The organism is Flavobacterium anhuiense (assembly GCF_050990855.1).
Taxonomy (GTDB): domain Bacteria; phylum Bacteroidota; class Bacteroidia; order Flavobacteriales; family Flavobacteriaceae; genus Flavobacterium; species Flavobacterium anhuiense_C.
The window spans coordinates 4636872-4653849 of the sequence record NZ_CP158861.1 but is presented as its reverse complement, the minus strand read 5'-3'; the positions used below and the strand labels follow the sequence as shown (position 1 = coordinate 4653849).

The following is a 16978-nucleotide window of genomic DNA, read 5'->3' as shown; positions in this document are numbered from 1 at the left end:
GTTTTGTGTGTTTGGTATTGTAATTGAATTATCCATTGGTCATAGATTACTATGATTAAATTTTGAATAACTTAAATACTAAAACCAATGGAAAATAAAAAGCTTACTACTGCTACAGGAACTCCTGTTCCAGACAATCAAAACATTCAAACAGCTGGTCCTCGTGGTCCAGTTTTATTGCAAGATTTTTGGTTTCTTGAAAAAATGGCGCATTTTGACCGTGAAGTTATTCCGGAAAGGAGAATGCATGCTAAAGGTTCTGGTGCATATGGAACTTTTACCGTAACACATGATATTACTAAATATTCGAAAGCGGACTTGTTTTCGGAAATTGGTAAAAAGACAGATATGTTTGTGCGCTTTTCAACTGTTGCAGGAGAAAGAGGTGCAGCCGATGCAGAAAGAGATATTCGTGGTTTTGCCATGAAATTTTATACAAATGAAGGCAATTGGGATTTGGTAGGAAATAATACGCCAGTATTCTTTTTCCGTGATCCGATGAAATTTCCTGACTTGAACCATGCTGTAAAACGCGATCCAAAAACTAATTTAAGAAGTGCTGATAACAATTGGGATTTTTGGACATTATTGCCAGAAGCTTTACATCAGATTACCATTGTAATGAGCGACAGAGGAATTCCACGATCTTACAGGGAAATGCACGGTTTTGGAAGCCATACTTTTAGTTTTATTAATGCCCAAAACGAAAGGCATTGGGTGAAATTCCATTTGGTTTCGCAACAAGGTATTAATAACCTTTCTGACGAAGAAGCTGCAAAAGTAGTTGGAGCAGACAGAGAAAGCCACCAAAGAGATCTTTTTGAAGCTATTGAAGAAGGAAACTTTCCAAAATGGAAAATGTTTGTTCAAATTATGTCAGAAGAGCAAGCAAAAGCGTATCGTTTCCATCCTTTTGATTTAACGAAAGTTTGGTTAAAAAGCGATTTTCCATTGATTCCAGTAGGAGAATTTGAATTGAATAAAAACCCAGAAAATTATTTCGCAGAAGTAGAGCAAGCTGCTTTTAATCCAGCTCACATAGTTCCCGGAATTGGTTTTTCACCAGACAAAATGCTTCAAGGACGCTTATTCTCTTATGGTGATGCACATCGTTACCGTTTAGGAGTAAATAATTACCAGATTCCTGTAAACGCATCAAAATGTCCTTACAACAGTTTTCACAGAGACGGTGCGATGCGTGTAGATGGGAATTACGGAGGAAGAAAACATTACGAGCCTAATAGCTTTGGCGAATGGCAAGAACAGCCAGAATTTAAAGAACCTCCGTTAGCAATTTATGGAGATGCTTATGCGTATGATTTCAGAGCAGATGATGATGATTATTTTACACAGCCAGGCTTGCTATTCCGTTTGCTTGCAGAAGAGAAAAAACAGTTGCTGTTTGAAAATACTGCCCGACAAGTAGGAGGAGCTCAGAAATTTATTCAGATAAGACACATTCAAAATTGCTACAAAGCTGATCCAGCTTATGGAGAAGGCGTTGCAAAGGCTTTGGGAATTGAAATGACCGAAGTGTTCGCATAAATAAAAAGATGTTTAAAGTCGTGAAGGGATAATTAAAACCAGAAAAACCTAATTATTGCAAAAACTGGACTATTGACTTGTTAATAGTCCTAACTACTTTTACATAGTAATTACTTCCGTATCAAAGAATAAATATATAATAAGTATAATTAATTTTCATCAATGTCAAAATTTCATCTCAATATACAAGAATTAGTTCAAGGAGAATTTACCAATAAAAAAGTAAACATAGCATTTGTATTTCAAGTGAATTGCCCTGGATGCTTTATTTATGGTTTTCCCACGATGAACGATCTTTATAGCGCATTTAATGAAAAAATTGGTTTTATTGGAGTTGCTACCGCTTTTGAAGATTTTGACTATAATAATGAAGCAAGCCTAAAACTTTTACTGAAAGAGGGCACTTTAGTTGGAGAAACAAAAAAGTATTATACTGCAAAGTATGGAACTTCTAAGTATTCTGAAATTCCTGATTTTCCTGTCGCTTTTGATCGTATGACAACTTCTGAGGAGTTTATTGGTTCAAATAAGATTGAATTAATTTGTGAAGCTATTCCAAACTTTGCAAATTTTTCTGAAATTGAGAAAGAGATCTTAGTGACAAAAGTAAAATCATATTATTCTCAAATTCCTGTTTTAGCTGAAACCTTTACACTCAATCAATTACAAGGAACTCCATCATTTATTATTTTCGAGGAAAATCATGATATATTGGCTGTATATTTTGGACACCAAAGTGTTGATGCGCTCAAGATGAAGTTAGAAGAAATATTGGCTATTCATCCATCAAGTAATAACTGATTTGGTAAAATAATATCTGATGCTGTTGCAACATAAAAACTGCCCCAAAATTTTGAGGCAGTTTTTTTTATATTAAAGATGTAAAGCAAAACCGATGTTAAGTTCGAAGATGTTTTAAAAGGTATTCTTTTCTTGAAAGGTGCTTTGTCCTTAGTAAGATCTTAATTTTTTGTGGAAGAATCGGAGGCAACTTCAGATTTGTCATTTATACCAAAAAAACAAGAAGTTTTTATTCAGAAATTTTCAATCATGGAATTGAACCATTCACGAATTTTTCAGTATTTTATCTTTTACGCTCTTACTTCATTTTCCTCAGTCATATCTATAGTTTTTGGATGCAGGCTCACCAATTGTAAAACGATGGCAGTAACCACTACAAATAGAAGGAGTACAAATACATGTCTCATTCCTCCGTTATCAGCTGCTTTTCCTAAAAACTCGGTAATGACAGCTCCTGCTGAAATACCAACAAAATTCATAATTCCATATCCCGTAGCTCTGTAACGTGGCGCAACAAACTGGCAAAGAATGGGCATATTGTTCGTGTCGTATATTCCAAATCCAAGCCCAAAAAGGATAGCGCCAAATATAATAGCTTCTATACTGCAGCAGTACCCAAATAAAAACAATGCAGGAATGGTAAGAAATAATCCAATAGCGCTGGTGTAAATTCGTCCTTTAAGGTGTTTCATTACCCATCTGTCCGAAATGGCACCTCCAATTAAAACGCCAAAAAAGGATGACATCGAAATTGTTACCGTTGCGATTGGTCCCGCCAGAGACATGTCTAAATGTAAAGTTTCGGTAAATAAGGTGGGTAACCAGTTTTTAGCCGCCCAACCTGGCAAACTTGGTGCAGAGAAATAAAACAGCAAAACCCAAAAAGAAATGTTACTGAATAATATTCCTAATCCTTTAAACATTTGTCTAAATTCATTGTTGACAGAGGACTTTTTAGTCGGATCAAAGAAGTAGGTTTTCTTTTCCTGCAAAAACAATATCAGTGCTAAACTGTAAAGCACACCGAGTAAACCTACGGAGTGAAAGCTGAAATGCCAAGAGAAATGCTTAGAAATAGTGGCTCCAAAACCGCCAAGTGCCTGTCCTAAATAAATTCCTGTAGTGTGAATTGCAATCGCAAAAGAGCGTGTTTTTTCCTGATGGTAATCTGCAATTAAAGATAATGCAGCCGGAATATAAAAAGCCTCGCTAAAACCCATAATGCCTCGCAAAATATAAATCTGATTGAAAGTTGTGGCATACCCCATCGCCATAGTTACTCCGGACCAAATAAAAAGACTTGCTATGATGATTCTTTTTCGGTTAAAGCGATCCGCTATAATTCCGGAAACAGGACTCATAAGAGCATAGATCCAAAGAAAAATAGCCATTAGGAGACCGAAATTTTCTGCTTTTGCCAATTCAGTAATGTCATCCATCATTGCTGATTTCATAGTGGAGAGCATTTGTCGGTCTAAATAATTCAATAAGGCAACAAACCATAGCAAGCCAACAACAATCCATGGATAGGATTTTTTTTCATTCAATTTTGCAATCATTCTCTTTTTTCAAAATAAAGGCCGAATATACGAATTCAAACCCAACAGGAAGAATTGTTTTTATATGTTACTTGTTTGCAATGTAGACCTCAATAAATTAATTAAGGTATTGGCATCTTTATTTTGTTACTGAAGAAACAAATTTTCGATTTAAATAGGAGAGAGCAAAATAGTGTTTTATTCTTACTTTTTGCAGTACTTTAAGGGATTTGATGATAATTATTTGGCAAAATTGATGTTTTGTTGATATTAAATTTATATTTGCGAAATAAAGGAAAACGAAGATTAGCTTAGAGCAGGGAAATATTAGAATTGATGAAGCATATTACAAAGAACTGTTTTATTCTTTGTATCCACGACTTGTGAGCTATAGTTTCAATTTTGTAAAAGATAATTTTCTTGCTGAAGAAGTTGTAGAAAATGTAATGTTGCAGCTTTGGGAGAATCGCGTAAAATTTGAGAAAATTGTAGATGTTAAATCTTACCTCTATACAATGGTTCGAAATAGTTCTCTTTTAATTTTAAAAAAAGAACAAAATATAGTCGAACTAGACCATAAGCTTTCAGACGAAACTACAGAATTTGATTTTAATATACTTGAAGAAGAATTATATAGTGTATTAATCGAAGCTTTGAACTCATTGCCAGAAAAATGTAAAGAAGTTTTTGAACTTTCTTGTTTAGAAGGGATGAAGTACAAAGATATCGCCGAACAGCTTCATATTTCTGTTAATACAGTAAAGTCACAACGCGCCCGAGCCATCGAATTACTTAAGGAAAAACTTAAGAATCACTCAGAACTTTTATTTATTTTGCTTTTTCTTTAAAAAAAATCAAAAAACCTTCCACCCATTTTTGATGTTTCGTACTCTTAGTTATATAACATTTATTTAAAGTGTTAATAACCGATACTTAATATCAAAAATATGACTTCAGGAAAAAAAGAATTTATAATCGCGGATCTTATAAGAAAGGAATTGCTTGTAGGAGAATTATCGATCGAAGAAAATGCTTTTTTGCAGAAATGGCTTTCTGTACCCGAAAATCAAGAATATTATCAAAAAGTTATTGATTTAGAAACTTTAAAGTCAAAAGAAAGATTTTATAATTCGATCAATACTGATTTGGCCTTTGAAAGAATTAGAGAAAAACTTGACTTTATTGATCAAGCAGAAATTTCGCTGTTCAATTACAGAAAAATATGGAGGTTTGCTGCTGTTTTAATCTTTTTGGTCGGAATCTCTTCTGTTTTCTTTTATCTCAATAAGAAGGATACAGAAATAAAAAAGCAAGAAGTTGTAGTAAAAAGCATTGAGCCAAAATACAATCATCCAACTTTGGTTTTGGCAGATGGGACAGTAGTTTCTTTAGAACCTAAAAAAGAAAAAATTGTTTCTAAAAACGGAGTAATTTCAAATGTAAATCATGTTTTAGTTTACGATGCAAAAGCACTTAATGGAGCGGCTTCTGTGGGAGAAAACACTTTGATTGTTCCTGTTGGTGGAATTTATGCTGTAAATCTTTCAGACGGAACTAAAGTTTGGCTTAATTCCAAATCTACTTTAAAATATCCTGTAGAGTTTAATGGAAAAATGCGTAATGTAACTTTAGAAGGGGAAGCTTACTTTGAAGTAAGTAAGAATCCGCACAGTCCGTTTACGGTAAAAACCAAATCTGGAAATGTTACCGTTTTAGGAACTCATTTTAATGTTAGCGCCTACAGTGAAGATCAAAATTTTGAAACCACTCTTGCTGAAGGAAAAGTAAAAGTTACGGAAGAAAACCAATCTGTTCTTTTAAAACCAGGACAACAGGCTCGTTCTAAAAATGCTGGGCTAAAAGTTGTAGAAGTAGATCCTTCTGTTTATACAGCTTGGAAAGACGGTAAATTTTATTTCGAAAATGAGAACCTGAAAAACATCTTAATTAAAATGGCAAGATGGTACAACTTTAATGTGAAGTTCGAACAAAAATCATTAGAGCAGATCAAATTTACCGGAATTGTTTTAAAGGATGAACCTATAGATCATTTTCTGGATATCATTAGTAAAACATCGAATGTGAAATATAAAATAACCAAAGTAAACCAAACGTATGAAGTAACCGTAAGTAAGTAAAAAAAAGAAAACCGGAAAATGTTGGCGCATTTCCCGGCAAGTATTTGTTCAAGTCGAAAAAAGAGTTCGAAATCTATTAACCAACCAAAACATTTTAAAAGTATGAAAAAAAACCTATCCGCAAAAGATTGTGGGGTAAAATCCGCGCTTTGGGATAAATTTCTTGATCTCATGAAGAAATCCCTAATATTAACCATATTTCTTTTTAACATTGTTGCCTTTGCCTATTCCCAAAAAGTAAGCATAAACGCGAAAAACCAATCAGTATCGAATGTTTTAAAAACAATTACGAGAAAAACTAATGTAGAGTTTTTTTACAGTGATGATGTTTTTGATGCACAGAGAAGAGTAAATATAGTAGTAAATAAAGCTGATGTCATGGCCGTTATCAAAGAATTAATTGGCGATGATTATAAAGCAGAATTTGTAAATAACAAATTGATTGTTATTTCATTAAATACCAAAGCTAAAATTGGAACGGCTTCGGTTTTAGAAGAAAAAGTAAAAATTAAAGGTGTTGTAACCAATTCGAAAAAAGAGTTTTTAATTGGTGCAACAGTTTGGGTAAAAGGAACTAAAGATGGTGCCATTACCAATTTTGACGGTTCTTACGAAATTATGGCTAAAAAAGGAGATGTTCTTGTTTTTGAGTATTTAGGATATAAAAAAACGGAAGTTACAGTTTCTGACAGCCTGATTATTAATCCAATTTTGTTGGAAGATGTAAGCAAACTTGATGAGGTAAAAGTAGTTTCTACAGGTTATCAAAAAATTGATAGAGAGCGTTCTACAGGATCTTTCGCTGTTATAACTGCTAAAGAATTGGAGAAAATTCCAACTTCTAACGTGATAAATAGGTTAGAAGGTCAGGTCGCTGGTCTTCAGATTGATTTACTGGAATCGGATAATACATTTGTATATGGTACAGTATTCGGAAATGCGGCAGCTGTTTCAAGCTATAATTTTGCGATTAGAGGTAAATCTACTTATAGTTCTAATGATATGCCTTTGATTGTTTTGGATGGTACGCCAACTGAATTGGATATCAGAACGATAAATCCAAATGATATTGAAAAGATTACATTCTTAAAAGATGCCGCAGCAGCTTCTATTTATGGAGCAAGAGCAGCAAATGGCGTAATGGTAATTGATACAAAAAAAGGAAAATCAGGAGCACCAAGCATTAATTTTTCTCAAAGCTATGGTTTTTCAAATAAACCAACATTATCTAAACTTCCGTTAATGAATTCTTCTCAGGTTCTAAATCTAGAGCAAGAATTGGTTGATAAAAGAATGATTGTTGATCCTGCGGGTGTTACAAGCTATCTTCCGGCTCCGATTAGTCAGGGAATGGAATTAATGTTCCAAGAAAAAAGAGGACAAATTACAGCATCAGAAAAAGAAGCAGCATTAAACGTTTTGAGAGGGCGTAATACCTATGATCAGTTAGAAAAATACATGCTTCAGGCATCTACAACTCAAAACTATGATTTGTCTGTTAGCGGAGGCGGACAAAACGATTATTCTTATTTAGTTTCTGGATCTTATTCGAAAGAAGAAACTCAAGCAGCAGGAACAGATGGACAACGTTTCACTTTTTTAGCCAATCAGGATTTTAAATTATTCAATTACATCAAATTGAATACGAGTTTAAGAGGTTCGATTTTTAAATTCAATCAAAACGGATTAGGATTAGGACCATTAGCTAGATCTAGATCTACGTTATTGCCTTATGATCAAATTGTAGATGACAACGGAAACTCTGTTGGATATTATCAGCATTTTTATAGCGGAGTTACCATTCCATTAGAGCAAAAAGGTTATTTGCCTTGGAAATATAATTATATCGATGAGCTTAACAATTTGGACAAAACTATTGATGAGCAGAATTATGGCGCTACAATTTCAGCGACTATTCCTTTGTTAAAAGGATTAGACGCAGTTGGAAATTATACAATTGAACGCTCTTATCTTTCTAATCCTAATATGTATAATGAAAATACTTATTTTACTCGAGATATGATTAATACTGCTACTTCTGTCGACAGTTTTGGCGAATTATCATACGGTATTCCAAGAGGTGGAATTTATCAAGGAAGTAAGTATGACAAAAACAGTTACACAGTTAGAGGACAATTGAATTATGACGGAATCATTGGTGAGGATCATTTGATTAACGCAATGGGAGGTATTGAAGCAAGACAGATTAAAGAAAATATTGATGGAGGTACCTTGTATGGATACAATCCTAAAACGCAAACCTCAATTGATATTCCAGCTCAAAATTATCCAGATGTAAGCGGTTATATCGGTTATGCCAATTATAATAATGTCCTTAAAGAAAGCCGCAGAAGATTTTTATCTTATTATGCAAATGCAGGTTATACCTTCAAAAACACATATACTTTAACGGGTAGTGCGCGTTTAGACGATTATAACAATTTTGGTGTAGATAAAAAATTAAGAAGAACACCGCTTTGGTCTACAGGTGCAAAATGGATCATTAAAAATGAATCTTTCTTAAAAGACGTAAATCTTGTAAATAGCCTTTCGCTTAGAGCAAGCTATGGTTTTAATGGAAACATCAATATGGAAACTTTCCCATTTACCAATATTACTTTAAACGATTCAGATTATTATTCTCAGCAGCCTTATGCTGGTATTACTTCTCCAGCAAATCCAAATTTGCGTTGGGAAAAAACAGGAATTTTAAACTTTGGAATTGACTATGCTATTTTAAATAATAGATTGAGCGGTACAATTGAATATTATACGAAAGACAGTAAGGATTTAATTGTTGAATTTCCAGTATCTCCGTTTTACGGATTGGTTAACGATAACCTTGTTCGAAATGCAGCAAATTTAAAAGGAAAAGGAGTTGATTTCAGTTTAACAGGAACCATTTTAAAAGCTAAAGACTTTTCATGGAATTCAACTTTAATCGTTTCTTATAATAAAACAGAAGTTACCGACTCTCGTTTCACAAGCTATAGCAATTACTTGAACGGAACGGGGTCAACGCCTCCAATTGCAGGTTATCCATTGAATAGTGTTTTTGCATTTAGATCTGCAGGATTAGACGCTACAGGTATGACTCAGGTTTACGACAAGTCAGGAAATATTGTAAATTCTTTTACTTCGCTAAAAGACATTGATGATATGAAATATATGGGAACCAATATTCCTGCTTATTACGGAAGTTTTAGCCATACTTTTAACTATAAGAAGCTTTCATTGTTCATTTTGGCAACGTACAAATTAGATTACGTAATGTTTAAACCAACATTTACAAGTTATGTAAGCCGTGGAACTTTTGGATCGTATGATTTAAATGCAGATATCGATAAGAGATGGAGAAATCCAGGAGATGAAGCAACTACCAATGTACCTGGAGTTCAAGGAATGGGAGGTTACAGCTATAGCAGATATGTTTTTAGCGACAGCCAAGTTATTGATGGAGACCATATTCGTTTTAGAGAACTTTCATTAAAATACGATTTGTCAGATTTAATAAAAAGCAGTGTGGTAAGAAATGCAGGAATTACTTTTTCTGCAAGAAACCTAGGTTTCTTTTGGAGAAAAAATAAAGAAGGCATAGATCCAGATTTTCCACCAGTTACAGGAGCAAACATCAAAACTCCTCCAGTAGCATTGTATTCAATTGGTTTTAATGTTAATTTTTAATTTTTGATGATGAAAAAATATTTAAAATATATCGCCATTACTGCCATAAGTGCGTTTGTGGCAAGCTGCGACAATTATGTAGACATTCAGACAGAAGGTAAATTGGTTCCAGAAGAAACTTTAAATTACAGATATCTTCTTAACAATACCAGAATGTTTGATTATACGTATGATTTAATAGATGCCGCGTCAGACGACGCTGATTTTACAAATCAAACCCAGATTACGTCATTAGAAGCATCAACCTATTATCGTCCGTTTTTAAATACTTATAAATGGTCAGATCAAATTTATTATGACGGCGAAAAAGATTTCGATATGGAATCTTTGTACGACGGATTGTATTATGCAAACGTAGTTATTACTGAAGTAATGAAAAGTAAGAAAGGTACTGAAGCAGAAAAATTAGCAATAAAAGGAGAAGCGCAAGTTCACCGTGCTTTTCTTTACTTAATGTTGGTAAATACTTATGGAAAAGCGTATGATGCTGCTACATCCAATACAGATTTAGGAGTACCGATTTTTACAACTCCGACGGTTTCTCAAGATATTAGAAGAGCATCAGTTCAAGAGGTTTATAATTTGATTCTTGCAGATTTAAATGATGCTGTAACTTCAGGTTTAAAACCAGTAAATTCAGGATTGAATGTTGCGTTTCCTTCACAAGCATCGGCTTATGCGCTGTTGGCAAGAACTTACCTTTTAATGCGTAATTATCCTGAAGCAAAAGCAAATGCAGAAAAGGCATTGGCATTGCAAAATAAGCTGGTCAATTTGGCTGCATTTGAATCTGGCGGTTATCCGACAAAACGATTTGATTCGGAAATTATTTTATCGAAAGGAAGTTATAACAGGCTTCAGTATGCACCAAGAGTATTACAGTTAAGCAACGAATTGCTTAATTCTTTTGATCCAAATGATTTGCGTTATGTGATGTTTACGCAGCCTGCTTCAAATTTTGATTCCTCCTATACCCAAGGAAGAGTTTATGCAAAAGAAAGCATAACAGACGAGGGAAGAAATGCCGGGCCAAGCGTACCAGAAATGATGCTGATTAAGGCAGAAGGTGAGGCGAGGGCTGGATCTGCAAGTGCTGCAATGGCAACCATTAATAAATTAAGACAAAGCCGTTTTAGAGCTGGAGAGTATGTGGCTCTAACAGCTGCAGACAATAATGATGCTTTAATAAAAGTATTAGCAGAAAGAAGAAGAGAATTAATGGGAACTGGTGGTTTTAGATGGTTTGATTTGAAAAGATTAAACAAAGAACCTCAATTTGCAAAAACGATAACGCACACTTTTTCAGGACAGACTTTAACATTGGCTCCCAATGCAGATCGTTATCAGATGCCGTTTGCGCCAATTTATTTTGATTATGCTCCACATTTAGAACAAAACAAATAATTAAGTGACTTATAAAGTGCACTCATTTTTTGAGTGCACTAAATTTCAAAAAACAAACAAATGAAAAATTTCAAACTGGTACTATTCTTTTTCGGTATCACAAGTACTTTACTGGCTCAAAGTAGCGAACAAAAGTTCCTTCTTACGCCTGAACACCCAAATGCGGGCGAAGAAATTACAATTACTTACAATGCGGCAGATACTCCACTAGAAAATGCAAACCACGTTGAGGGAGTAGTTTATACTTACGATAATTTCAGATGGCTTGCAGACGATATTACTTTAAAATCGGCTGGAAACAAAAAGTGGCAAACCAAAATGAAACTTTCAGACAAGGCGGCTTTTATTACTTGCGTTTTCAAATCGGATACAATCAAAGATAATGGAGGGAAAATGACGTATTCTTGGATTCTTGAAAAAAGTAATGGATCTTATGTAGGTTGGGGATTTTTAAGAAGTCCAGATTTACAAGATCAGGTGCCGAATATTGTGCATGACAGCGCTTACATCAAAAAAGAAGTTTCTTTATTTTGGATTAATAACGAATTGAAATATCACCCAGAAAGCCGTACGCATGTATTTTATGAAGGTTCAAAATTAAAACAGCTAGAAACAGGCCAACCACAGCCAAAGCTAATTATGAGAGAAGTTCGTTTTGTTTTAACAGAAAAGAACTTAGACAATGCAACACAATATAACATTCAGAAAACGATTGGTTTATTGGCACCAGAACATAAAGTTTTTGCAGATTCTGTTCAGAATGTTTTGTTGAAAAAATACCCTAATGGAGTTTGGGCTCGTGATATCGAAATTAAAAAGATATTTAATGAAGCAGATTTCAATAAAAAAGTAGCAATGTATAATGCTTTTGAAAAAAACTTTCCGCAAAGTAATTTTCAAGATGTAAATACAGATACAGAAAGTTTGTTTTACGATAAAATGTTCAAAGGCATTGCTTATAATTATATCGTAAAAAATAAAGATTACAGCTATTCAATCAATAGTGTAAAGAAGGTTTCCTATAATATTTTATTGGATTATGCTTGGCATTTAATTTCTATTCCGTTTGACAGAGACCAAGAAGGAGCAGAAAAGACGTCATTAGAAACCTTGAAAAAATATGCAGAAGTAATTATTCCAGAACTAGAGGCTAGAGAAGCATTTGTGCCAAAAGAATACATTGGAAAATTATCATTAAAAGAATGGCAGGCACAAACGCTTCAAAATGGCGCAAGAGAATTTTTTACGTATGCAAAACTTCAAGGGCTTTTTAAAAATTACGATTTAGAGAAAAAGTATTTAGAGAAAATAAAACCAATTATGGCAATTCAGAATGCTTCATACAATGAAGTATATTCTAAAATGCTTTTAAGAGAAGGAAAAACTGCCGAAGCAAAAGAATATATGGCACTTTCTGTAAAAGCAAATCAAGTAACGCCAGCAATATTAGCTTCTTTAAAAGAGATTTATTTGAAAGAAGGAAAACCAGAAACAGGTTTTCAAGCTTATGTAGAATCTCTAAAATCTACAAGCAATATCGAAGAACACAAAAAGAAATTAATTTCAGAATTGATCAATCTTCCAATTGATGGATTTGAAATGGAAAGCAACCGAGGCGGAAAAGTAAAATTAGCGGACCAAAAAGGTAAAATTGTGGTGCTTGATTTCTGGGCAATGTGGTGTGGACCTTGTAAAAATGCAATGCCAGGAATGAATATGGCGGTGAATAAATACAAAGCTGATGAGAATGTGAAATTCTATTTTGTTGATACAATGGAATACATCAAAGATTTTAAAGCGCAAACTCAGGCTTTCATCAAAGAAAAAGGATTTGATTTTACGATTCTTTACGATAGCAAAAATCCGAAAACAGGAAAATTTGATGCAGTTTACGACAAGTATTCTAAAGCGTTTCATTTCTCTGGAATTCCAGAAAAAATGATTATCGACCAAAACGGAAATTTAAGATGGATGTCGAATGGTTATTTTGGAAGCCCAAGCGAATTGCTTGACGAAATTTCGATCATCGTTGACTATTTAAAAGCTGAGAAAAAATAATTTAGTTAAAAAAGGTTAAGTAATGAAAATTGTTCATTTTTTATATCTCAGTATTTTAGTATTGTGCTGTCAGATCGGTTTTTCACAAACCATCTGGCAGGGGCAATACCATTCTTCCCGTATAATAATTACAGGTGATTTTGACAGTAAAAAAGATTCTCTTTTGCTCAGTATTCCTGAAATGTCTTATGACGGAATAAAAATTGGAATTCGAACAGAACAGGATAGTATTTTCTTTAAAAATGAAGTGTATAATTTCGTTTTTAAAGGAAAGTACAATGCTGATAAAACTGCAATTTCTGGTGTTTTTGATAATTATTCGTTTCCAAATGCAGCAATTGTTTTGAAGAAACAAAGTAGTATTGAGCCTTTGTTCTTTTCACAGCATCCAAAGAAACCATATCCGTATCAGGTTATTGATATGACTTTTCTTGGAAAAAATACAAAACTGACTTACGGAGGAACATTGACCATTCCGCAAGGAAAAAAGAAATATCCATTAGCGATTTTAATTTCGGGAACTGGACAACATGACCGAAATTACACGTACATGGGAAGAGAGTTTTTTACTGTATTAGCGGATTATCTGGCAAGAAATGGAATTGCCTCTTTGCGTGTTGACGACAGAGGAATTGGTAAAACGACAGGAGATTTCCAAACTGCTACAACAGGAGATTTTGCAGATGATATTGATGCTCAGATTGCTTATTTAAAAAGTGATAAAAATATAGACGCTTCGTACATTGGTTTAATCGGTCATAGTGAAGGCGGAATGATAGCATCGATTGTAAGTTCTAGAAATAAAGACGTAAAATTCATGATAAGTCTTTCTGGTGTTGGAGTAAGCGGACTGGAAATGTTGAATCTTCAAAATACAGCAATTTTGAAAAGCTATAATTTCTCTGACAAAGTGGTGGCCAAACAAATGGAAATGTATAATATCATGTTTAATGTGGTGTACAATACCAAAGATGGAGAATCGGCACAGCCAGCGATGGAGGTGAAGTTGAAAGAATGGATGCAAAAGCAAGATTCGACAACTTTAAAAGAAGTGCAATTATTGGACGGACGTGACCAGACTTTCTTGTATCGTTACGGAAAAGATGCCGATAGAAAATGGTATCGTTATACGATTCATTATAAACCAGAAAACTATCTTCCAAAAATTACCATTCCGGTATACATAGCAAACGGAGATAAAGACATTCAAGTTCCAGCGATTGAGAACATTAATTCGTTCAAGAAATATTTAGGGACAAAAGATCTGACGACGAAGATTTATCCCAATTTGAATCATATGTATCAGCATTGTAAAACGTGTACGCAAAACGAAGCCAAAGAAATTGACGAAGTTTTTGCGGAAGAAGTTTTGGCAGATATTTCAAAATGGATTTTGAGCCGTTATAAAAAGTAATTTAGTGCTATTTGTCATCCTGACGAAGGAAGGATCACACTAGTAGCTCTACAAAGATTGACGATTTTCTTTAACGAATTACGCGTGTGATCCTTCCTTCGTCAGGATGACAAAATCAGCATTCTTTATGAAAAATCTAAAATCTACAATCTAAGATCTAAAATCAATATTTTCATCATGAAAAAAATATTCCTTTTTATCGCATTTTTATTTGCGGTCAGCAACCTTACTGCCCAAATTTACGATCCAGTTTCGTTTACAACCTCTGTAAAAGAAATAGGAGAGAACAAATATACGTTGAGTATAATTGCCAAAATTGATAAAAGCTGGCACATTTATTCTCAAAACGTTCCATCTGGCGGACCGGCTCCAACAAGTTTTACTTTTCCGAATTCAAAAAACTACAAAACAATCGGTTCTGTAATCGAGCCTGCGGGACATGAAGTAGACGATCCTGTTTTTAATATGCGAATTAAATACTTTGCAGATAAAGCAGTTTTTACCCAAACTATAGAGCGTAAAACTTCTGAACCTTTTACCATAAATGCAATCATATTCTTTACGGTTTGCAATGATAACAGTTGTTTGCCTCCAGGCGAAAAAGAAGTAAAATTTACTTTTAAAAAATCAGATATACCAGTTAAAAACGAAGAAACAGCAGCTGCGGTAACAGAAGAAAAAAAAACAGATTTACCTTTAAAAGAGGAATCAATTACTAAACAGGATACCACAAACAACACAACAAATTCTGTTAGCATTGTCAGCAAAGATACTCCTGAAAGTTTAAAAAAGACTACAGAAGCAAATTCAGGAAAAACAGCCCCTGAAGAAAGCCTTTGGACACTATTTTTCTTCAGCTTTTTAGGAGGTCTTGCTGCTTTGTTTACGCCATGCGTATTCCCGATGATTCCGATGACCGTTAGTTTCTTTACCAAACAAAGTAAAACTAAAACTGCCGGAATTAGAAATGCCATAACGTACGGAATTTTCATCATCATCATTTACGTGATTTTAGGAAGTTTAGTTACAGCAATTTTTGGTGCAGATGCCTTAAATGCTCTGGCAACAAATGTGGTTTTTAATCTCGTTTTCTTCCTGCTTTTATTGGTTTTTGCATTATCATTTTTAGGTGCTTTCGAAATTGTGTTGCCAAGTTCATGGCTGACCAAAATCGATCAGAAATCAGAAATGGGAGGTGTTTTTGGAATTTTCTTTATGGCATTGGCTCTAGCTGTGGTTTCGTTTTCTTGTACAGGACCGATTGTTGGGACTTTATTAGTCCAAGCGGCAAGTCAGGCGGGAATCGCGCCAATTGTCGGAATGCTTGGCTTTTCATTAGCCATCGCTTTACCATTTGCCTTATTTGCAGCTTTTCCTGGCTGGATGAATTCACTGCCAAAATCTGGCGGATGGCTGAATTCGGTTAAAGTGGTTTTGGGCTTTTTAGAATTGGCTTTAGCACTTAAATTCTTGAGCAACGCCGATTTAGTTTTACAAATGCATTTATTAGAAAGAGAAGTATTTCTAGCCATTTGGATTGCCATATTTACGGTATTAGCTTTTTATTTATTTGGAAAAATCCAGTTGTCGCATGATTCACCTTCTACTCCTATTTCTGTGGGGAGATTGAGTTTAGGAATTATCGTGCTGTCATTTGTAGTGTATATGATTCCGGGACTTTGGGGAGCTCCGTTGCAATACATTAGTGGATTTCCGCCCGCAAAACAATACAGTGAATCACCAAATGGCTTTGGAAATATTGTAACTCAAAATTCAGAGAAAAGTAATTTGCCTGAAGGCGCAGAAAGTGGTCCAAACGGAATTCCGACTTTCCATGATTATGATCAAGGTTTAGCTTACGCGAAAAAAGTAAACAAACCCGTAATGATTGATTTTACAGGTTATGCTTGTGTAAACTGTCGCAAAATGGAAGAACGCGTTTGGCCAGATCCAAGGGTTTTAGGAGTTTTAAATAATGATGTTGTTTTGATTTCATTGTATGTAGACGACAAAAGGCCTTTGCCAGAAAATGAACAAGTGGTTTCTAAAATTACAGGCAAAGTCTTAAAATATACAGGACAAAAATGGAGCGAACTTCAGATCTTAAAATACAAAACCAATGCACAGCCGTATTATGTTTTAATGGATCATAACGAAAAGGATCTGAATAAACCATCGGCTTATAATCCAGATAGTAACGCTTATTACAACTGGCTTCAAGAAGGAGTCCGGAATTTCAAAAAATAATTTTGGTACGCGGATGAAGCAGATTTGCTTTCGCAAAGACGCTGATTTTCGCTGATTTTCATAATTTAAAAAAATCCGTTTTTTTCCGCGTTTTCGCGAAAGCGAATCCGTTAAATCCGCGTTCCCATCAACCCAAAAATAAAAGTATC

10 protein-coding genes are annotated in these 16978 nt (G+C 34.3%); 9 read left to right on the top strand and 1 reads right to left on the bottom strand.

Features of this window, described 5'->3' with window-relative positions; all coding sequences use genetic code 11:
• The first annotated feature begins 87 nt into the window (after nt 1–87).
• Both ABTV69_RS20095 and ABTV69_RS20090 read left to right on the top strand, forming a co-directional pair.
• Nucleotides 88–1545, top strand: coding sequence for a catalase (locus tag ABTV69_RS20095; RefSeq protein WP_433831984.1), 1458 nt, complete (start codon nt 88–90; stop codon nt 1543–1545).
• A 162-nt stretch (nt 1546–1707) separates the two neighbouring features.
• Nucleotides 1708–2346 carry a hypothetical protein gene (locus tag ABTV69_RS20090; protein WP_433831982.1) on the top strand — a complete coding sequence of 213 codons (639 nt, stop codon included), beginning with the start codon at nt 1708–1710 and terminating at the stop codon, nt 2344–2346.
• Nucleotides 2347–2636: 290 nt separating this feature from the next.
• Here ABTV69_RS20090 and ABTV69_RS20085 read toward each other — a convergent pair whose 3' ends face one another.
• Nucleotides 2637–3905, bottom strand: coding sequence for an MFS transporter (locus tag ABTV69_RS20085; protein WP_433831980.1), 1269 nt, complete (start codon nt 3903–3905; stop codon nt 2637–2639).
• A gap of 284 nt (nt 3906–4189) precedes the next feature.
• Here ABTV69_RS20085 and ABTV69_RS20080 point away from each other — a divergent pair, with 284 nt between their 5' ends.
• From ABTV69_RS20080 to ABTV69_RS20050, 7 genes are all read left to right on the top strand, one after another.
• Nucleotides 4190–4732 (top strand): RNA polymerase sigma-70 factor, encoded by a 543-nt coding sequence (locus ABTV69_RS20080; RefSeq protein WP_433836736.1) that lies wholly within the window; start codon nt 4190–4192, stop codon nt 4730–4732.
• 99 nt (nt 4733–4831) lie between these two features.
• Nucleotides 4832–6022 carry a FecR family protein gene (locus ABTV69_RS20075; protein ID WP_433831978.1) on the top strand — a complete coding sequence of 397 codons (1191 nt, stop codon included), beginning with the start codon at nt 4832–4834 and terminating at the stop codon, nt 6020–6022.
• Nucleotides 6023–6193: 171 nt separating this feature from the next.
• Complete coding sequence (locus tag ABTV69_RS20070; protein ID WP_433831976.1) at nt 6194–9706, top strand: SusC/RagA family TonB-linked outer membrane protein; 3513 nt, start codon at nt 6194–6196, stop codon at nt 9704–9706.
• A 9-nt stretch (nt 9707–9715) separates the two neighbouring features.
• Nucleotides 9716–11110, top strand: coding sequence for a RagB/SusD family nutrient uptake outer membrane protein (locus ABTV69_RS20065; RefSeq protein WP_433831974.1), 1395 nt, complete (start codon nt 9716–9718; stop codon nt 11108–11110).
• Between the two features lie 60 nt (nt 11111–11170).
• Nucleotides 11171–13168 carry a TlpA family protein disulfide reductase gene (locus ABTV69_RS20060; protein ID WP_433831972.1) on the top strand — a complete coding sequence of 666 codons (1998 nt, stop codon included), beginning with the start codon at nt 11171–11173 and terminating at the stop codon, nt 13166–13168.
• A 22-nt stretch (nt 13169–13190) separates the two neighbouring features.
• Nucleotides 13191–14582: an alpha/beta hydrolase family protein gene (locus ABTV69_RS20055; RefSeq protein ID WP_433831970.1), complete on the top strand. Its 1392-nt coding sequence runs from the start codon at nt 13191–13193 to the stop codon at nt 14580–14582.
• 177 nt (nt 14583–14759) lie between these two features.
• Entirely contained in the window at nt 14760–16829 is a 2070-nt protein-coding gene (locus ABTV69_RS20050) for a cytochrome c biogenesis protein CcdA (protein WP_433831968.1), read from the top strand.
• Nucleotides 16830–16978: the final 149 nt, after the last annotated feature.